The organism is Arenibacter algicola (assembly GCF_000733925.1).
GTDB lineage: Bacteria > Bacteroidota > Bacteroidia > Flavobacteriales > Flavobacteriaceae > Arenibacter > Arenibacter algicola.
Genome location: NZ_JPOO01000003.1, coordinates 912,577 through 932,892, shown reverse-complemented (window position 1 = coordinate 932,892; position 20,316 = coordinate 912,577). Strand labels below are relative to the sequence as shown.

At 43.7% G+C, this 20,316-nt stretch carries 12 protein-coding genes; 4 read left to right on the top strand and 8 right to left on the bottom strand.

Features of this window, described 5'->3' with window-relative positions; genetic code table 11:
• Positions 1–14 precede the first annotated feature (14 nt).
• A complete protein-coding gene (locus U735_RS0114265; protein ID WP_031444470.1) occupies positions 15–476 on the top strand; it encodes a 3-methyl-2-oxobutanoate hydroxymethyltransferase in 462 nt (153 codons plus the stop codon).
• Positions 477–620: 144 nt separating this feature from the next.
• Here U735_RS0114265 and U735_RS0114260 read toward each other — a convergent pair whose 3' ends face one another.
• From U735_RS0114260 to U735_RS0114250, 3 genes are read right to left on the bottom strand one after another with little or no spacing between them, the layout of a single operon-like run.
• Positions 621–2,750 carry a two-component regulator propeller domain-containing protein gene (locus U735_RS0114260; protein ID WP_051892157.1) on the bottom strand — a complete coding sequence of 710 codons (2,130 nt, stop codon included), beginning with the start codon at positions 2,748–2,750 and terminating at the stop codon, positions 621–623.
• Between the two features lie 10 nt (positions 2,751–2,760).
• Positions 2,761–4,134, bottom strand: coding sequence for a DUF3748 domain-containing protein (locus U735_RS0114255; RefSeq protein ID WP_180994033.1), 1,374 nt, complete (start codon positions 4,132–4,134; stop codon positions 2,761–2,763).
• A 53-nt stretch (positions 4,135–4,187) separates the two neighbouring features.
• Positions 4,188–6,428, bottom strand: a complete 2,241-nt coding sequence (locus U735_RS0114250) for a ligand-binding sensor domain-containing protein (RefSeq protein WP_031444467.1) — start codon at positions 6,426–6,428, stop codon at positions 4,188–4,190.
• 1,116 nt (positions 6,429–7,544) lie between these two features.
• On the opposite strand from U735_RS0114250, the gene U735_RS0114245 reads away from it, so the two are divergent.
• Positions 7,545–8,540: an IS110 family RNA-guided transposase gene (locus tag U735_RS0114245; protein WP_031442240.1), complete on the top strand. Its 996-nt coding sequence runs from the start codon at positions 7,545–7,547 to the stop codon at positions 8,538–8,540.
• Positions 8,541–9,094: 554 nt separating this feature from the next.
• On the opposite strand, the gene U735_RS0114240 is transcribed toward U735_RS0114245, so the two are convergent.
• The 3 genes from U735_RS0114240 to U735_RS0114225 all read right to left on the bottom strand — a co-directional run bounded on the left by U735_RS0114240 (position 9,095) and on the right by U735_RS0114225 (position 12,306).
• Complete coding sequence (locus U735_RS0114240) at positions 9,095–10,519, bottom strand: L-serine ammonia-lyase (RefSeq protein ID WP_031444466.1); 1,425 nt, start codon at positions 10,517–10,519, stop codon at positions 9,095–9,097.
• A gap of 315 nt (positions 10,520–10,834) precedes the next feature.
• Positions 10,835–11,752, bottom strand: a complete 918-nt coding sequence (locus U735_RS0114230; RefSeq protein WP_232233266.1) for a metallophosphoesterase — start codon at positions 11,750–11,752, stop codon at positions 10,835–10,837.
• 218 nt (positions 11,753–11,970) lie between these two features.
• Positions 11,971–12,306 (bottom strand): endonuclease domain-containing protein, encoded by a 336-nt coding sequence (locus U735_RS0114225; protein WP_031444464.1) that lies wholly within the window; start codon positions 12,304–12,306, stop codon positions 11,971–11,973.
• A 1,013-nt stretch (positions 12,307–13,319) separates the two neighbouring features.
• Here U735_RS0114225 and dnaK point away from each other — a divergent pair.
• The gene (dnaK, locus tag U735_RS0114215; protein ID WP_031444462.1) at positions 13,320–15,230 is read left to right on the top strand and encodes a molecular chaperone DnaK; all 1,911 of its coding nucleotides are present in this window, start codon (positions 13,320–13,322) and stop codon (positions 15,228–15,230) included.
• Between the two features lie 758 nt (positions 15,231–15,988).
• On the opposite strand, the gene U735_RS0114210 is transcribed toward dnaK, so the two are convergent.
• Together U735_RS0114210 and U735_RS0114205 are read right to left on the bottom strand one after the other, a co-directional pair.
• The gene (locus tag U735_RS0114210) at positions 15,989–17,305 is read right to left on the bottom strand and encodes an IS110 family RNA-guided transposase (protein ID WP_031444461.1); all 1,317 of its coding nucleotides are present in this window, start codon (positions 17,303–17,305) and stop codon (positions 15,989–15,991) included.
• Positions 17,306–18,067: 762 nt separating this feature from the next.
• On the bottom strand, positions 18,068–18,748 hold the full coding sequence (locus U735_RS0114205) for an FMN-binding protein (RefSeq protein ID WP_031444460.1): 681 nt from the start codon (positions 18,746–18,748) through the stop codon (positions 18,068–18,070).
• Positions 18,749–19,296: 548 nt separating this feature from the next.
• On the opposite strand from U735_RS0114205, the gene U735_RS0114200 reads away from it, so the two are divergent.
• A complete protein-coding gene (locus tag U735_RS0114200) occupies positions 19,297–20,304 on the top strand; it encodes a zinc-binding alcohol dehydrogenase family protein (RefSeq protein ID WP_031444459.1) in 1,008 nt (335 codons plus the stop codon).
• Positions 20,305–20,316: the final 12 nt, after the last annotated feature.

Genomic DNA, 20,316 nt, shown 5'->3' with positions numbered 1-20,316 from the left:
AAGACCTTATAAATATGAACAATACTAGAATTTTCGTTTTAGTTTTTTTGTTGGCAATTAATTTTGCCTATGCCCAAAACAGTGGGGAGGAAATGGTTAAAAGGACCATAGATTCTTTTTTCGAGGCTTTTCACCAGCAGGATTCAATGGCCCTAAAGGAAACGGTTTCCAAGGATATTGTGCTACAGACCATTGGAAAAGATGCGGATGGGAGGGAGGTAGTAAAAACGGATAATTTTAGCCATTTTCTAAGATCCATAGTATCCATACCCGTTACCACCAAATTTGAAGAAAAAATAAAGTCCTATAATATTCAAATTGACGGCGCTATGGCCAATGCATGGACCAACTACGAATTTTGGGTGAACGATAGTTTTAGTCATTGTGGCGTTAATTCCTTTCAACTGTTTAATGACCAAGGCACTTATAAGATCATTTATTTGATTGATACAAGAAGAAAAGAGGGTTGTGAGTAATTGGTAAAATAAGGTTTGGCAACACATTTTGAGGAGAGCCATAATTATGATCTATGTGGACATTCAATAACACTTTTGTATAAAACCTTTTCATTTGATTAAAACAATAAGGTTCGACACCGATTATATACTTACTATTTCCAACTAAGGTTCAATTAGTTTATGGTAGGCCGCCAAATAATAGGGAAGGAGGTAAAAGGTGCCTTCGTGCTCGGCATAGCCATTACCTTCGTTATCATGGAGAACAGTGGCATCCCTGTCCAATCTTACGTGGCCCCTTTCATCAATGGGCAGCGCATAGGTGTCATTGCCCCAGCCCATATCCTTTACTTGTCCCGGAGTTGGGTCCAATTGTATGTCCAGGCGGTGGGTGTTGTCCATATCATATCCTATAAGGTCCAAGGGAATACGTTGTAGGGTTTCTGTCATATAGCGGTTGTCCAAGCTACTCTTGTAGTACCTGTCAATACTGGCCTTGGCAAACAAGGGATTTTCTGTAAACAGCTCTTGTGGCTTAAAAAAGCCTTCATCCACCTTTTGGGTAAAAAAACCGGCCATAGCACCATAGAGCCCGTCCCAAAAGGCATTTTTCTGCTTACTGATATGCAACCATGCATTCTCTAGGGCAATACGGTACATAATTTGTCTTTCCGGATTCTTCTCGTAATTGATGAGGCCATACAGACTCATTAGTCCTAAATTATTGTCCCAGGGCACTGCATTCTCCGGCGGGAAAAATTCTTTGGCATGCATGGCATAGATATCATAATTTTCCTTTTCCCGCAACATTTCGGCAACCTCATCATATTTGGGATCTCCGGTTACATGCGAGGCAACATTTAAAAAAGAAAGCATCATCATGGCATTTAGTCCACGTTGATCCCAGCCCCAGATGGAATTAAAATAGTCGGGGTCAAAACTCCCCCAACGCGTGGGTTTCCCATCATAATCCACCAATTTGAAACCATGTTTTATAAGGTGATCAGTTACATCGGCGACCACCTGCTTAACGGCATCCTTTTCTTCCTTGGTTTCCGCTATCAAATCGTGATAAATACCGTAATAAAAATAATGTCCGGCCAATTCGTCCGAGCTGGTATCGCATTTCCATCTATAATTTCCGTCATCACTAAGTGGAAAACGGGGAAATATATCTTTCCAGAAAGGGTCGATTTCCTGACGTCGGAGATTGTATTCCCTATTGTACTGCTCGTTAACAGGTTCATGCCAATCCACAGGAATGATCACCCTTGCGGGAAACCCAGGTTCATGGGTAATGTCTACCAGCCATTTTAGGGCGTAGAAGCTTCTATTGGCCAGTTCCCGGGCCTCGGGATCTTTGGTAATGGCATATCGGAAAGCCTGGGCGGCTCCATACATGGCGGTATACTGCCCATCGTTATCCGAGATGGCCAGTTGGCTGGTGTTTATATCAAATTGTTCTGTTAAGTGGCTTTGACAGATAAACCCCATTCTGTTATGTCTGTCCTCTACCTGTTGTGTGAAATAGGCTGCCTTTTCGGGGTAGGTCATTTTCTGGGAAACAATTTGGGCAAGGCCATTTTTGGTGGCGATCCAGGCTGTACCCTTGGCATCAACGGCAATGGAATTTACGTGGTTGTCCGGAAGCCATCTGCGGTTTGCCCTATAGAAAAAAGCATTCTCTTCCACTCTGAATGCTCCATATTCAGTACCAAACCACACCTGACCTTTTGGGCCGGAAGCTGCACAGGTGAAATTAGTGTAGGGCACTCCTTCCTTTCCGGTAAACAGCGTCCATTTACCTTTCTCTAATCGGCCTATGCCTTGTTTGGCACCAAACCACAATCGGTTTTTTGTATCTACTGTTAGGGCTGCGACCTCTTTTAGGGCCCAACTATAATTTATGTCCGAGGGAAGCTCCCGTTTCCACTTGTTGTTGTCAATTTTCACATAAAGTCCGTTTTCACAACCTACATAGGTGGTATTCCCGAAATTTGTGTTGCTGAGGACCCTACCGGCTTCCTCTGGTAGACCTTTTAATTTGGGTAGGGAAGCGGCCGAATACCCCTTTTTACTTCTGATCCATTTGGAATCCTTCCATTCATACTGCCCAGAAGTGGTTGTAGCTATAGGAGTATTGTCAACTATTGATATCTGATCAATACTGCCCTCGGGAAGTCCAACAGAAATGTTATTTATAAAAGCAACATCCTGATAAAATGTGGTCTCCTGTGCACAGATTCCCAAGGAAAAAATCAGGGCTAAGGCTAATGAAAATAGAATTCTATACATATTGGTTTGGTTACATTTCAATGACGAATATTTGCATGGTGGGTGTATTCCCGTCTTTGGAAACAATTCGGTTGTAGGCTATTTTATTTCCATCGTGGGACCAAACCGGATTTTTTGGTGGATTTTGGGAAGGTTTTGTCAAGATGGTACTTGTGCCATCCTCTATTTTAAGTCCTACCAAGGAGTTCTGCCAGACATAGACCAAGCGATGCTCTTTTGGATGCCAACGTATACCGCCTTGCACGTCCGAGTCGTGAAAAGTACGTTGTATGGCCTCGCCTCCCCAGGGAGATATGGTGAAGATCTGTTTAATGTTGTGGTCATCTTTGGCAATATAGGCAAGCATACTTCCCCCAAAGGAGGAACGTACAATACCTTCGCAACCAGGATACTTGTTATTGGCTGTATAGGTTAATCTACGTTGCCGGGTTCCTTTAGGGGGCGCGGGCAAATTGGTTTCGGTACCCTCAAGGGCAGCCTCTCCCGGAATGGTGATATCTTCCGGGATATCCACTATATAGACCTCATCTACCTGTTCCCCATTTTTACCTATTGTGGAGCCTATAAAGGCCCTTGCCCTTTGTGTAGCGCCATCGGATTTCAAGTAGCCGGAATGTCCCACCCAGCTGTCACCTGCCGCCCTACTTATTTCATCAGATCCGGGAACGGGATTTGGTACTACTTTTACCACCAACGTACTAAACCATTCTCCAGAAAAATTCTCACCGTCCTGGGATTCCGCAACTGATACTGGATGATCTTTTTTGGAAACCCCTATAGTTCTAAGGTTATGGGTAAGACCGGTGGAATCTTCAAGTTTCTTCATAATGGCATCATTATAGGTATAGCCTATCCATTTTCCATCGCCACTAAATTCATGTCTATGGGTTCCCCCGCGCAAGGCCCCCACTGTAAACGGAAAGGAAATGTCCCTGGCATCCATAAAAATGGGCTGTCCAGGTTGGTCGTCCTTGATTATTACCCCGGTTCTTCTCCATTGCTCATACGGCTTATCCTGGGTACAATTCAATAATCCATGTATAAAAACCACCTCATTGTTGGTGTGGCTATAACTGACAGCTCCCACGCCCGGACCATAGGCCCTGTTTTGTTCTAGTTCGTACAGAACTACTTTTTCGCCGGTTTCAACATGTACCTTTTCAATTTTACCATTTGCCCCAATACCACCTGTTTCGGTTCGGGTGTCATATACCAGCCATTCATCGTCCGGGGAAAAATTGTCGTTGTTGTCCAAGTCATGGTTATAAGTGAAATCCTGGGTAATCTGCTTTTCCATTTTATAATTGTCTTTTCCACAAGCACTAAAAAGTATGGGCGTCATGAAGAGAAGGAGTATTGGTTTACTTTCTAAATTTAATTTCATGAGTTTTTTTTGGATGTCCATACCATTTTACCTGTTTCTGTTATTTTCAATTTTCAATCCTCAATTTGAGGAGCGCTAATAACCCCTAAATATCTGCCCATCCAATAGGGGAGTAGCCAGATATCCCCTGCAGAGAATTCCTCTGTACCATTTCGGCCACCATCCAATGTGAACATGTTTGCGTTATGTCTTTGTACTCGGCGCTCATCAGGGGGTAATACCTCTGCTGTTGTCTGTTCCCTAAAATTAGGTTCTATAAATGTAATATCTTTTCTATGGCTGTTCATGACTTCCCAGGCAACCATGTCCATAGGGTGTTCCCTAAGGTACCAGGCCGCTTCCCCCAAGTCGAACTCCTGGGTCCCGGTGAGGGCCGTCATAATATTCCAGGCACCTTCTTTTTCTGGGCGTTCAATTTCCCAATGGTCTAGAATAGCTTCCTTGAATTTGGTTTTTAGCGTGTCGTTAAAGGCATATCTATAAAGGCCCCAATAGCCTACAAAGTACATTTCGTCATCGGAATGGTTCCAGGATTCGGATAGCATTTTGCTCCAATCATCCGCATCGTCCGGAGCCATGGCAACATCTTTCATGGGCCACATTAAATTGTCCAAGTACCCGTGGTTGTCCATTAGGTCAAAAGCTTTTTCCTTATATTTTTCCTTTCCAGTAAAATGATAGGCCGTTTGCAGCATGCCAATAATATTGGAAGCGTTTATTTTACGATCTCCCACCATTTTTGGACGGGCATTTACGTACTCCGGATTCCAACGGCCCCATGTGGTAGGTTTGCCATCGTAGTCTACCATATACATATCATTTCTAACGATATGGCTCATTAGCGTGTCGATTAGAACAATGGCACGATCCTTTAGGTCGTTGTCCATAAGCTCTGCCATGGCACCATAGGCGAAAATGTGACCAATGGCCTCATCGCTACTTGTGGTTGATTTCCAATCCCATTCAGGATCATTGCTATGTTGCCATCTGTCTGGATCATGTAATTGTTCTATATACCCACTTCGCTCAAAGGACCTGGAAGGAAATCCTAGAACAGGATTAATACTGAACAACCTTTCCATGGCATCCATAGCCTCCCTACAGTTTTGAAGGGCATCTTCGGATTTGGTTACCTCGTATCGGAAAACTTGTCCTGCTAGGTACATAGTGGTCCATAGTCCGTCGTTATCGGAATCCGAGAGTCGGCCCGTATCAAAATTACCATTGTCCATATCCACAAGAGTGGCATTGAACCCCAGTCTAATATGCCTGTTTCGTACCTGTTTTTCATAAAATTGAGCCTTGTCAAAAAGTGTCATTTCCTCAAAAACGATTTGTCCAAGACCAGTTTCGGTCAATATAAGGATGGAACCATCAGTACCTTTGGAAATGTGTTGAACATTGTTGCTGGGCATCCAACGTTTTCCATAGTAGTAATTAAATTTGCCATCATCTTTCAGCATAAATGCCCCTTTGGTAGAACCGAACCACAGATTTCCGTCAATTTCTTCTACATAATTGATTTCCGTCCAGGGCAATTTGGTCTTTTTCTCCCCAATTTGTTGTCCAGAAGTGGCATCTACTTCGAAATAGCCATCCAGGGTGGTCAATATCAATGTATTGTCCAACAGGGCGAAGGAGGTAAAATTACTCCCCTCAAAGACGGTTTTTAAGTTTTTTTCTTTCGGATTGAAGGTGCTAACGGATTCTTCCCCCAAAATCCAGAAGGCATTGGTTTTTTGGTCGAATTTAATGGCTATGGCCTTATCCTTGGATAGGGCTCCCTGCCAACCATTACTGTTTTTGGAAACATATTGAAGCGATTGTCCATCGCCGATCAAGAATTCGAAATCCTTTCCTGGCGCAATAATATTTGCTTTGGGTAAGGAGTGTTTTAGGTATAGGCTTCCTGCCCAGGCATTGCTGAGTACTGCCTTGTCATCCAGATATACAAACTGGTCTTGATAGGTGGTCATGGCCGAAATATTTTTATCGGTCAGCGGGCGGTAGGTTTTATCCTGTAAAAGAACACCGGGATATAGAAATTGTCCATCGTGGGTACGTAAAATTCCGTCCGAAGAGGAAACCTGAATAACCCCGTTACGGTCCATAAAAGCTTCGAATAATTGCAGGTCATCCTCTTGTTTGTCATATTTTATGCTGTAATCCTGCAGATAGGGTACATCCTTATAAACGGGCAAGGATGTTGCGGCTGTTTCCCCTTTTGGGGCCTCTGAACAGGATACGCCCGCAAGGAGTACGCCCCATAATAAATTTCGAAAGCTTTTTCTCATATCAATAAATATTTTTGGTTGCAATAGATCAGGCGGTCTGTAACGAAAACATTATTAGGTTTTTCCAGCTAAAGGTATTACAGCCCTGTACAAATAAACCTTATTTGAATGTATTGGACTTCCTATATTTTACATGATTTACATCATATATTGACTTTATTATCCATTTCTTCTTTAATTTTCAAATAAAGTGTTAGAATAATTGAAATTTTGGATTTGGCGTATTAAGGAGGTGGGGTTAATGGGTTAATGGGTTAATGTGGGAATGTAGCAATTGTTTAATGTAGCAATGAATCAATTTGATAATTTGGTTAATTTGATAATTTGAAAATGTACCAATGGGGTAATGTAGCAATTTGGAAATGAATCAATTTGTAAATGTGGTGATTTGATGATTTACAAATGGGTTAATGTAGTGATGGGTTAATTTGAAAATGGGTAAGATTTTAGTAAGAATTCGTCATTGCGAGCCTGCCTACCGGCAGGTAGGCCTGCCTGACTGGCTAGGCAGGGAGCGATAGCGACGAAGCAATCTCTAGATAAGAACACAGATTGCTTCGCTTCTCTCGCAATGACGATAACAAGAGGGGAATTTGTTTGGTGCTAAGATTATAAACTCTAGCGTCAGTTCGAGTGGAATGCCGTTAGGCATTTTGTATCGAGAACAGGTTTGGTGCACACCGTCTACTTCTCGCTACAATCCTCCTTCGTCGGATTACTCGAAGTGACGACAACACAAGCTCCTCCCTTGTGACGAAGGGAGGTGGCTTCGCCATAAGCGAAGACGGAGGGTTTTGAAAGCCCGAGCTTAGCGGAATGATTGGGGTCCTTGGTAAAGCAACACACCCCCTGCCTGCCTTTAGATTTGTATTATAAATATAATCTATAATAATGTTGAAAAGAGGGGGTCCGGGGGAGACTCATAACTTTTAAAATGTTCATAAATTTAATGTAAAACAAAAAAGAACGGGGTGAACTTTCCTGCCGCAAAGGTTTGTGACCTATTGCCTGTATCAGTCCCCGTTCTTCTAACCGGTTGCCAAGAACCATATAGGATTTCAGCCAGATCTTTTAAAGGTCTTAGTTTAGGCAACCATATTAAAACATTATAAAATTATGAAAATAAAAGATGTAATCGGTATCGATGCCAGTAAATTGACACTGGATTGTTGCCTTCACAAAAGTGGGGCCCAAGAGGTTTTTGAAAATACTCCCGAAGCTATCGTGTTTTTGGTGGATTGGTCTATAAAAATTAGTGGCCTGGCCAAAAATGAGCTTTTGTTCGTTTTTGAGCACACGGGCCTTTACACCCATCAACTTGTCCGTTATCTGAGCGAACAGGGCTATTACTTTCTCTTGGTCCCTGGGCTGGAGATCAAACGGTCCCTGGGCATTGCCAGGGGGAAGGATGATAGAGCGGATGCAAAACGTATCGCCCTTTACGGATATCGCATCCGGGAAGAGGCAAGGCCCTATCAAATGCCAAAGGAATCTTTGATAAGCCTGAAACGGTTGATGTCCATGCGCAGAAAACTGGTTTCACAGCGCGCAGGGCATATTGCCACTCTAGGGGAACAAATAAGAGTGCTGAACAATGATCTGGGGCCCATATTGCTACAGGTACAGCGCGATATTATCGGGGTACTGGATGTGCAGATAACCAAAATAGAAAAAGAACTCGATAGGCTTATCGAGCAGGATCCAGAACTGCAGATTATATATCGGTTATTGGTCAGCATCAAGGGCATCGGAGCGGTAACGGCCCGGTTCATGATCGTTCATACCGTTGGCTTCACAGCTTTTAAATCGTGGAGGAAATTCGCCTCCTATTGTGGCATTGCCCCTTTTCCCAACAGATCGGGGACCAGTATAAGGGGAAGGACCAAGGTAAGCCAACTGGCCAATAAGGAAGGCAAGACATTGCTGAATCTTTGCGCCGGTTCCGCCATTCAATGTAATCCAGAGATGAAGGCCTATTATACCCGAAGAATAGATGCGGGAAAAAATAAAATGAGTACCCTGAATATAATAAGAAACAAATTATTGGCCAGGGCATTTGCAGTAGTGGTAAGAGGGACACCGTATGTCAACACCATGGGGTATATATCCTGAACTATAGAAAAAATTTATGAGAAAAAATTTGTTTTAACCATAGGATACAGGCAGGCTAACTCCAGCTAAAAAGCGGGACAGGCCTGCCTACCGGCAAGGCAGGCTCCTCTCATGAGGGGAATTTGTTTGGTGCACACCGTCTACTTCTCGCTACAATCCTCCTTCGTCGGATCACCTACCTGCCGGTAGGCAGGCTACGAAGTGACGGCCTTGAACATTAAACCGAAAACTGTTCACTGATTACTACTTAAGGCTTATTATGAACTATGAGGTCTCGACTCCCGCAAAAGCCCACCCCTAGCCCCTCCCAAGAGGAGTATATGTTTGGTGCACACCGTCTACTTCTCGATACAATCCTCCTTCGTCGGATCACCTACCTGCCGATAGGCAGGCTACGAAGTGACGGCTGTCTTTGAACTTTGAACATTCAACCTTGAACTTTAAACATTCCAGCATAAGTCCCTAGTCCAGTTTCTAGTCTCCTGGTTCTAGAATCTCATTTCTAAATACTCACTACTCAATTCTCACTACTCCATTCTCAATACTATCCAGCATCAACAATCACTCAGGTACACACCCACGGCCAGTCCGCCTTCAGAGGTTTCCTTGTATTTGGTGCTCATATCCTTGGCGGTTTCCCACATGGTATTGACCACTTTATCCAAGGGTACTTTTGCATTGGCAGGGTCGGAGTCCAGCGCCAGTTCCGCCGCGTTGATGGCTTTTATGGCGCCCATGCAGTTCCTTTCTATACAAGGAATCTGTACCAATCCGCCAATGGGATCACAGGTAAGGCCCAAGTGGTGTTCCATGGCAATTTCTGCCGCCATGAGTACCTGTTCCGGACTACCTCCCATAAGTTCTGTCAGTGCAGCGGCGGCCATGGCAGAAGACACGCCAATTTCGGCCTGACAACCGCCCATGGCCGCGGAAATGGTAGCTCCTTTTTTAAAAATACTGCCAATTTCTCCCGCCACCAGCAAAAACTGTTTGACGTGTTCAAAGCTAGCTTCGTGATTTTCTATGACCATATAGTACATGAGCACGGCCGGGATTACCCCTGCGCTGCCATTGGTGGGGGCGGTGACCACTCTTCCCAAGGAGGCATTTACCTCATTGACGCTCAGGGCAAAGCAACTTACCCATTTTAGAATGGATCTGAATTTAACCTCGGTCTGTCTAATGGTTTGCAGCCATTCCTGAGGGGTCGCGTAGGGGAGGTCGCCTTTTAATTTTTGGTGGGTGTCATAGGCCCTTCGCCGTACATTGAGTCCGCCGGGGAGGTTCCCTTCGGTATGGCAACCTATATACATACACTCCAACATGGTGTCCCAAATATGTCGAAGTCCCTGGTCTATTTCAGAATCGGAACGCAGTGATCGCTCATTTTCCAAAACCAATTGGGAAATGGTTCTGTTTTCCTTCTTACAGCTGGCCAACAGTTCCATGCCATTTTCTATGGGGTAGGGGAAGGATTTGAAGACTTCCAGCTTTTTTTTCGAGTTTTTACGTTCTTCCTGGACTACAAAGCCCCCGCCAATGGAGTAGTAGGTTTCTTTTATTTGCTTTCCATTGGATAGGGTTGCGGTAAAAGTGAGTCCGTTGGCATGGAAAGGCAAAAATTCCCTTTTAAATAGGATATCCAATTTTGGATCGAAGGGGATTTCCAGGGATTTGTTTAGAAGTAGCTTTTTGCTTTCCTGAATTCCCTGTACGATACTGCTTATATTTTCTATGGGAATGGTGACCGGGTCGGCCCCCGTTAGCCCCAACATAATGGCCAGATCTGTGGCATGGCCCTTGCCGGTAAGTGATAGGGAACCATATACTTCTACTTGGATATGCGTTATGGAATTAAATACCTTTTTTTGCAACAGTTCGCCAATAAAACGCTCGGCGGCACGCCATGGTCCCAAGGTATGGGAACTGGAGGGCCCGACCCCAATTTTGAGCATGTCGAAAACACTAATGCATTCCATTATTCTATGAGGTTATATATTCCATGTAAAGATAGGTTTATCTCTTGGGAGCCAAAAGCCAAAAGCCGAGAGAAAAGAAAAAAGAGAAAAGAGGCAAAAGGGGGTAATGTACCAATGTACAAATGTGTTAATTTGATTATGAGTCAATTTGATAATTGAACCTTATAACCTTGAACATGAAAAACTTTCAACTGCCCACTAAAAACTGCGACTGCTAACTTTTTTTAAACCTTAAACCTTGATGTTCAGACATTACCGAAAACTGTTCACTGATTACTGTCAACTGTCAACTGCCAACTGGCTACTGCCCACTGTTCACCGAACACTGATATTCAGGCTTCTGGACGGTTCCCGCCCATGACCTTGTATTAGAATGGAATCTGTTGTAATGCGCACCTTGGCGAAGGCTGAAGTACTTTCAGTATCTACCATTCCTTTAAAGGTGAGGTAATGTACCCCATGGCGTTCGGCATAATCCCCATTGTGGTTGTGGCCGTTGAAATAGAATTTCACATTGGGGTATTGGTCTATAAGGGAAAGAAATTGCGGACTGTTCCATAATCTATGCACCTTATCTTCCCCGAGTACGGGAAAATGGCAATAAAATCCAACGTTCTCTTTATTCTGCTGGGCCAGTTTTAATTCGCTTTCCACCCATTCCAATTGTTCTTGGCTTAGGCCTCCGTTCCAGGTCTGTAGGTTGGGCGGATTGGAGTTGGAGAGTAGGGTAAATAGGGAGTCGGTTTGAGCGAGCTTTTCCGGAGTAATAGCGCCCTGATAACTTAGATCGTTGCCGTCCAGGACAATGAATCGCCAATCCTGTTCCACAAAACTGTAATACCGTTGTTTCAGGTTCATTTTCCCGGGTACCAATGGCTTCAGGGAATCGGCTACACTAAAATCGTGATTGCCCAATACTTGGTATTTTTTGGTTTTTAAGGTGTTCCAGATAGGGCCAACGGTATCAAAACTGTTGAAATCGCGATCTATAAAGTCGCCCAAATGAATGGCATAATCCAAGATGGAGTTGTTAAGGCTATCCACTGCATTTTGCAGTTTTGCGGGCGAATTTTTATAAAATCGAGAAGGGGTGGATTCGCAATAGCAGTACTGGCAGTCCGCAATGATGCCAATGGCCAGGTCCTGATCGGCGCTAGTTTTGGGTTCTTTTGAACCACAACCTACGAGGGTTACCAAAACTACGATGAATTTAATTTTTTGCAGAAGTGCCATAGGGTAGAGGGTTGGTTATAGTATTAAGGCCAAATATACTTTTTTTTGAGTTCAGGAAGTTTAAAGGTTGTTATATGGTTATGGAGTTAAAAAGTTATAATCCGTGAGCCCTAAGTCAAAAGGATGATGGGAAATTTAGGCACTTCAAATAGGTATTAATTTTTCCCCTCTTGGGAGGGGTTAGGGGTGGGTTTTAAAAACAAAATCATTTTTTTAATCTATTCCAATACGCAGTTCAAATTGTTCTTCGTATCCAAATCCCTGAATCTAATAAAGTATATTCCCAAATATTCCAGACGATTTTGGCGAATGGTATCTTTTTCGGGATGCCCCTCCAAAAAGTGGACCGAACCATCCACCTCTATGGCAAGTTGAAGTTCTTTACAATAGAAGTCCACTATATAATTATCTATCGGTATTTGCCGGCTAAACCTGACTCCTAGTTTTTTATTTTTTAATTCGCGCCACAAGGCAATTTCCCCCATAGTCATGTTGTTGCGAAGTTTTTTCGCAAAAGGAACTAGATCTGGATTATAAGGTATAATTTTTTTCATCAGATTACCCACCCCTCAATCCCCTCCAAGGAGGGGAAGGATTCATGAATATTGTTTGACTTATGTGAAATCAAGACCCTAAACAGCATTCGACTGATTTCAGAAAGGATGTATTCAATTAAAGCTTGAACCAAGATAATAATTCAATTTTACGAATCCAAGTAATTTTTTAATAGGAGTCAAGAAGCTTTTAGGAAAGATTTCCGTCCACTTCGATTTCGAATCCGCCCGTCTAACGCCGGGCAGGCCTGCCTTGCCGGTAGGCAGGCTCAATCTTCGAAGGAACTTTGAACCTTCAACTTTATAACATTAGACATAAGTCCTTAGTCCAGTTTCTAGGATCCTGGTTCTAGATTCTCAATACTCAATACTCAATTCTCACTTCTGTTTACTGAAAACAGATTTCCGTCTACTTCGATTTCGACTCCGCTCAATCTCCGAGGGAACTTTGAACCTTCAACTTTATAACATTAAACATAAGTCCTTAGTCCAGTTTCTAGGATCCTGGTTCTAGATTCTCAATACTCAATTCTCACTTCTGTTTACTGAAAACAGATTTCCGTCTACTTCGATTTCGACTCCGCCCGTCTGACGCCGGGCAGGCCCACCTTACGGCCGGGCAAGCTCAATCTCCGAAAGAACTTTAAACTTTCGACTTTATAACATTGAACATAAGTCTTTAGTCCAGTTTCTAGGCTCTAGGTTCTCACTACTAATCTCAACCTTGAACTTTATAAAATTGAACTTTCAACTAAAGATTGCATTAGTGATTGCAATGTATAGCTCCCAAAAGGGGACCTGGGGAGGGACACTTTTGGGACTAGCAATGGAAAGCACGACCCCTTGGCATATTTTCGCCAAGGGGGAATGCCCAAAAAAGCAGATTAACCTGCAATTTTTGATCAATTTGAGATTTGGTTCTGACAGCTTGTCATATTTTTTGTCATGGCACAATCCTTGACTTAATAGACCCGAGTGCTAAAAAGATTTTTCAACACAGTAAATATATAAACATGAGTAAAATTATTGGAATAGATTTAGGAACAACAAACTCTTGCGTTTCGGTTATGGAGGGTAACGAAGCTGTTGTAATCCCAAACGCAGAAGGTAAGAGAACTACTCCATCTGTCATTGCTTTTGTAGAGGGTGGCGAGATCAAGGTTGGGGATCCTGCCAAAAGACAGGCAGTTACAAATCCAAACAAAACCATTTATTCCATAAAACGTTTTATGGGAAATAAATTCTCCGAATCCAGTAAGGAGGCCGCAAGGGTACCTTATAAAGTGGTTAAAGGAGATAACGATACTCCAAGGGTAGATATAGACGGACGTTTGTATTCTCCTCAGGAACTTTCGGCCATGATTCTTCAGAAAATGAAGAAAACTGCCGAGGATTACCTAGGGCAGACCGTAACAAGAGCGGTAATTACCGTTCCTGCTTACTTTAACGATGCGCAAAGACAAGCTACCAAGGAGGCCGGTGAAATTGCCGGACTTACCGTAGAAAGAATTATAAACGAGCCTACCGCAGCCTCTTTGGCCTACGGGATGGACAAAAAGGATACTGACCAGAAAATAGTGGTTTTCGATTTTGGTGGAGGAACACATGATGTTTCCATCCTAGAATTGGGTGACGGTGTTTTTGAAGTTTTGGCCACAGATGGGGATACCCACTTGGGTGGTGATGATGTGGATCAGAAAATTATCGACTGGTTGGCCGATGAGTTCAACAAGGAAGAAGGGATAGACCTTCGTAAAGATGCTATGGCATTGCAACGTTTGAGAGAGGCTGCAGAAAAGGCAAAAATTGAGTTGTCATCTTCTGCACAGACCGAAATTAACCTTCCTTACGTTACTGCTACGGCTTCTGGACCTAAGCATTTGGTACGTTCCTTGACCAAAGCCAAGTTTGAGCAATTGATAGACGATTTGGTAAAACGTACTATTGAGCCTTGTGCCACTGCCCTAAAAGCAGCCGGATTGAGCAAGAGCGATATTGACGAGATTATTTTGGTAGGTGGTTCTACCAGGATTCCTGCCGTACAGGATGCGGTTGAGAAATTCTTTGGCAAGAAACCTTCCAAAGGGGTTAACCCTGATGAGGTGGTTGCCGTAGGTGCCGCTATACAAGGTGGGGTATTGACAGGAGATGTAAAAGACGTTCTTTTATTGGATGTTACACCACTTTCCCTAGGTATTGAGACTATGGGGAGTGTAATGACCAAATTGATAGAGGCCAACACGACCATCCCTACCAAAAAATCGCAGGTATTCTCTACAGCTGCTGACAATCAGCCCTCTGTTGAGATCCACGTATTGCAGGGAGAACGCCCAATGGCAAAGGATAACAAGACTATAGGTCGTTTCCATTTGGATGGTATTCCACCAGCACAAAGGGGAACTCCACAGATCGAGGTTACCTTTGATATCGATGCCAATGGTATTATAAAAGTTTCGGCTACCGATAAGGCTACCAACAAAACGCAGGACATTAGAATTGAGGCTTCTTCAGGATTAACAGAGGAAGAGATCAAGAAAATGAAAGCAGAGGCGGAAGCCAATGCGGAAGCGGATAAAGTAGCAAAAGAAACTGCCGATAAATTGAACGAAGCGGACGGAATGATCTTCCAGACCGAGAAGCAATTGACCGAGTTTGGCGATAAATTATCTGCGGATAAGAAGAAGCCTATCGAGGATGCCCTAGCGGAGCTTAAAAAAGCCCATGAAGCCAAAGATTTGGCTTTGATTACTCCGGCTTTGGATAAGATAAACGAGGCTTGGAAAGTAGCTTCTGAAGAAATGTACAAGGCACAGGCCGAAGCACAACAAGGTGCTCCTGCAGGTGGTGCTGATACAGCATCTTCCAACGGAGAGGCCAAGGAAGCCGATAACGTAGAGGACGTAGATTTCGAGGAAGTGAAATAAGAACTTCCCTTACTATAAACAAACCCCCGTCAAGCAATTGATGGGGGTTTTTTGATTTGATGATTTGAAAATGTACCAATTTGAAAATGTACCAATGTAATAATTTGGTGATTGGTTGATTTTATAATTTGAAAATGGTATTAATGGATTAATGTGAAAATGGGTTAATGTAGCAATTGTTTAATGTGCCAATGTATTAACTTGAAGATTGGTTGATTTGAAGATTTGATAATGAGTTAATGTGGAAATGTAGCAATTGTTTAATGTAACAATGAATCAATTTGGAAATGAGTTGATTTGATGATTTGGTGATTTGGAAATTTGATGATGAGAGAATTTCGGTAGCTGAGCCTGTTTGCCGTTAGTTAGGCTATATCTCTGTGTACTTCACCCGGTGGCTGAGCCTGCCCGTTCCGTTCAGGCGGGCGTAGCCGAAGTCACAACGACTTGCAAAGTGTAGATTCTTCATTGCGAGCCAGCTTGACTGGCTAGGCAGGGAGTGATAGCGACGAAGCAATCTCTGCAAGGGAAGGAACAGATTGCCACCCGGGTAACCCCTTCCGTCTTCTCCTGCGTCGAAGCCACCTTCCCCTAACTATGGGAAGGAGCACCTAGTTATATGACTTTGAGCACAAGACTTTAGTTTAGGCTCTAGCATCTAGGCTCCAGATTCTAGTTTCTCAATTGTCACTACTCAATACTGGCACACCGAATGAGGTCTCGACTTCGCTACCATTGACGTCTATCATAGAAAACTGTTAATCAGCACTTTGTATTTTCAATGGAGTTATCCCCAACCCTAGTTCTTGTACCATTCTTGTTACCGCCCTTTGTTTGTTCAAGAGCATTTTCTCTTGGTATTTTTGGATACCGTTCTCCACATACTCCAGTCCCTTTACAAACAATTTCCAGTACAGTTCGGCCAATTTCCTGGCCACTGCCTTTATGGCCACCAATCCTCCCTTTTTGGCCCGTATCTTTCTACCGAAAGCGCCCAATGCAATGTGCTTGCTGTTGAGCAGGCCTACTGCTGCCTGTTTGAAGATCAGACCTGCCCTTGGGGCTCCCTTGGGTTTGTAATTGCGTTTCATTTTTCCCGAATTGTGTTGTTTTGGGGCAAGCCCCAACCAAGAGGTGAAATGTTTTTCCGATTTCCATTTCCCAAGATCGGTGCCCACCTCCGAAAGCAGTTGCATCCAGTTATAATCTGTAATTCCGGGAAGGACGGTAGCATCCTTTCCCTCAAAGATCCCCAACAAGTGTCCTCCCATATTCTCTATATCCGGTCTATTGTGACGGATTGCTTTTCTTGCACCCTTGGACCTTGGCTTTGGTGTACCGTCCAGGTCCATCTTCTTCAACACCTCCTCCAGCTTTATGTCGCACATGGCAATTTGTTCCCCATAGAAATCATAACAGGCCACGGCTTGGCCCAGTTCGAACAATGCGGCTTCCGAATAATGCCCCTTTAATGATCTTATCACCCATTCCTTTTTTGTTTTAAGTATCCTTTGATCACATAGCAATGCCAGTTTTTCGGCATTCCTTTCGCCTGATAGGATAGCGCGGACAATCCGCATCCCACTTGTCCCGTGGATCTGGCTTATTACTTCCTTCAGCCGGATATTCATCAGAATCAATGCCTTTTGCATATGGCCGATGTGCATCGCACCACTACGGATGTGGTCCTCGCGAAGGCGTTGATAGGCGCGCAGTTCCTGTATCCGGATATCGGGCACGAAACATTTGTTCAGAAGCCCATAACTATGTAATTGCTGTATCCATTGGCAATCCTTTACGTCGGTCTTTCTGCCGGGAACCTGTTTGGTGCCCGCTCCATCGACCAGCCAAACATCCAGACCTTGGGACACCAGTATATCGTACAAAATGACCCAATAGACGCCCGTAGCCTCCATGGCCACAGTTTCTATGCCATGGGCCACCAGATAAACGCCCAGAGCCTCCAGGTCCTGGGTAAAGGTATCGAAGCTTTTTACAGGCAGGTCCTCGATACTCACATACACTTTTTTTGCCCCAATGTCGATACCTGCGGCATGGGTTCTGATCTTTTTCATAGCTATATGATTATAAAACCAAATTGCCTTCAAAAAAAACAAGCTTGCAAGACTACCATACGGACATCAATTATAGAAATTGAGTACCAGATTCGCTTTCCAAATTTTTGAAAATCATGCTCGAACACAGGTAAATAACACTATTCCGACTACGATTATTTTGCAATTCGGTAGATTATGATCCAATTTACGTCATTATTACCGCTTGAAAAATAAAATTTCTTGGGTCTCGACCGGACAATAGTGGCTAATGTCTTTTGGCTTAAGCGAACTGCCAACTGCCTTCCGTCCACTTCGATTTCGACTCCGCTCAATCTCCGTGTACTTCACCCGGTGGCTGAGCCTGCCCGTTCCGTTCAGGCGGGCGTAGCCGAAGTCACAACGACTTGCAAAGTGTAGATTCCTCATTGCGAGCCAGCTTGACTGGCTAGGCAGGGAGTGATAGCGACGAAGCAATCTCTGCAAGGGAAGGAACAGATTGCCACCCGGGTAACCCCTTCCGTCTTCTCCTGCGTCGAAGCCACCTTCCCCTAACTATGGGAAGGAGCACCTAGTTATATGACTTTGAGCACAAGACTTTAGTTTAGGCTCTAGCATCTAGGCTCCAGATTCTAGTTTCTCAATTGTCACTACTCAATACTGGCACACCGAATGAGGTCTCGACTTCGCTCGACCGGACAATAGTGGCTAATGCCTTCCGTTTAAGGAACTCTGAAAAAATGTTCACTGCCAACTGTTTACCGACTACTGATCACTGACCACTCAATCCCCCATCAAATAGCTGCTATATTTTCGCAAACCCTGATTCACCATGGAAACGGCGCCTTGACTTGTCATGGTTGCTCCGGTTAACCCGTCAATAAAATGTCCGTCATCATTAGCTTTTTCAATTGTTTTTTGCAATGTGAATGTGTCTTCCTCCAAGTTAATTTTAACGCCAAGGAACTGATTCTCAAAGGTATTCTGGACCATAGCCGCACCATAACCTTCAGATTCCCCTTTATGCTCAAAGGCTATGTTCTTTATTTCCAGGGTCTTTTTATCCAACAGCACCTTTGCCCATATGGCCCCACCAAAACCAACACCCTGTACGGGCAGAACAACTAGGTCCGTTCCCTTCACTTCAAATATGGGCAATGAAGCCGCTTGGCCGCGTGTCGTCAACTTTTTGTACAGCTCTCCTGCCCTTTCCAAATTTATGGTAGAAATGGTGTTGCCCGATAAATCGAGCTCCTTAAAAATAATTAGGTTTTGAATGTCCGTCGTGTCCGTAAAATCGGGTGTTACAAAGGTTGCAATTTCCTTAATACTTTCGGGTAATGAGGTAGCGGCTTTGGTTTCCTGTTTTAGGGTTTCAGTTTTTTGCTCAGTTTGTTTTGGATTTTGCTTGCAGTTCCACCCCAGTACAACCAAGATCATCAAAAGTATTTTTATTTTCTCCATATTAATTTTTATTTAAAAAGTTCCATATTGCCCAAAATGCTATTTTTCGAAGGTAACATGAAGGCATATTTCCTGAAATGATTTTGGTCAGTCTCATATATCAAGATGCTAGACGCTAGGTTTAAAGCGACAAAAAAATCTTACTATGGGATGGAGAGATTGCCGCGCTGTGCCTACCTGCCGGTAGGCAGGCTCGCAATGACAGCATTGGACATTGAACATTCAACTTTGAACTTTATAACATTGAACATAAGTCTTTAGTCTAATTTCTAGACTCTAGACTCTCAATACCAAAATCTCAATTCCCATTTCTCAATACTAAAGACTCTATACTAATTTTCCACTTCCCAATACACCTTTAGCCCTTCATAACTTTTAACATTGAACATTCAACATTGAACTTTAAGCTTTCAACATTTTCTAAATCTTTTTGGCTAAATTACACCCTTAAACCAAAATCCCATTGAAGGGTTAGTTTTATCATTTAAAAATCAGCCTGTGATTAGGATCAATCACATAAAACCAATAAAAACCAAAGAATAAAACGCATGAAATACATTGTTTGTGAAGAACCAGGGAATTTTCAGTTAAAGGAAAAAGAAGCCCCGGTCAGGAAAAAAGGGGAAGCCCTATTGAAAGTGAATAAGGTAGGTATCTGCGGTACCGACCTCCATGCTTACACTGGCAACCAACCTTTTTTTACCTACCCAAGGATACTTGGTCATGAGCTGGCCACCCAAGTGATTGAAATAGACGAGAACGAAAAGGGCATAGAGGCGGGAGACAATGTAGTGATCATGCCCTATCTGAGCTGTGGCCATTGTGTGGCCTGTAGGAACGGCAAGACCAATTGCTGTACCCAGATCCAGGTACTGGGCATACATACCGATGGTGGCATGCAGGAGCAGATCACCGTACCCGTAGATATTTTATTGCCCGCCAAACACCTGACCAACGAACAAATGGCCATCGTAGAGCCCTTGGCCATAGCGGCACATTCCATACGTAGGGCACAGATAGTTCCCGGGGAAACCATAGTAGTCGTGGGCTGTGGCCCTATCGGCATAGGAATTATGAAACTGGCCCAAATAAATGGGGCCAAAGTCATAGCCCTGGACATGAACCAAGACCGACTGCAGTATGCAAAAGATAAGATTGGGGTGGACCATATTGTAAATGTGACCGAAGATCCGGTACAACAGATTTCGGAAATTACCAATGGTGATCTGGCCACTGCGGTATTCGACGCCACTGGCCATAAAGGAGCCTTGGAACACGGCCCTACCTATATGTCGCACGGCGGAAGATATATCCTCGTGGGACTCTCCAAGGGGGAGCTTACCTTTACCCATCCTGCCATTCACGCCAAGGAAACTACACTTCTGTGCAGCAGGAATGCCACGGTAGCCGATTTTGAAAGGGTGATCGAAATCCTGGACCAGTTCCCAACCGATTCGTTCATTACCCATAACGTGCATTTCACCGAAATGAAGGAGAATTTCGACAGCTGGCTAAAACCCGCTACCGGAGTAATCAAAGCTACAGTTGAATTTTAAAATCAATTGCCT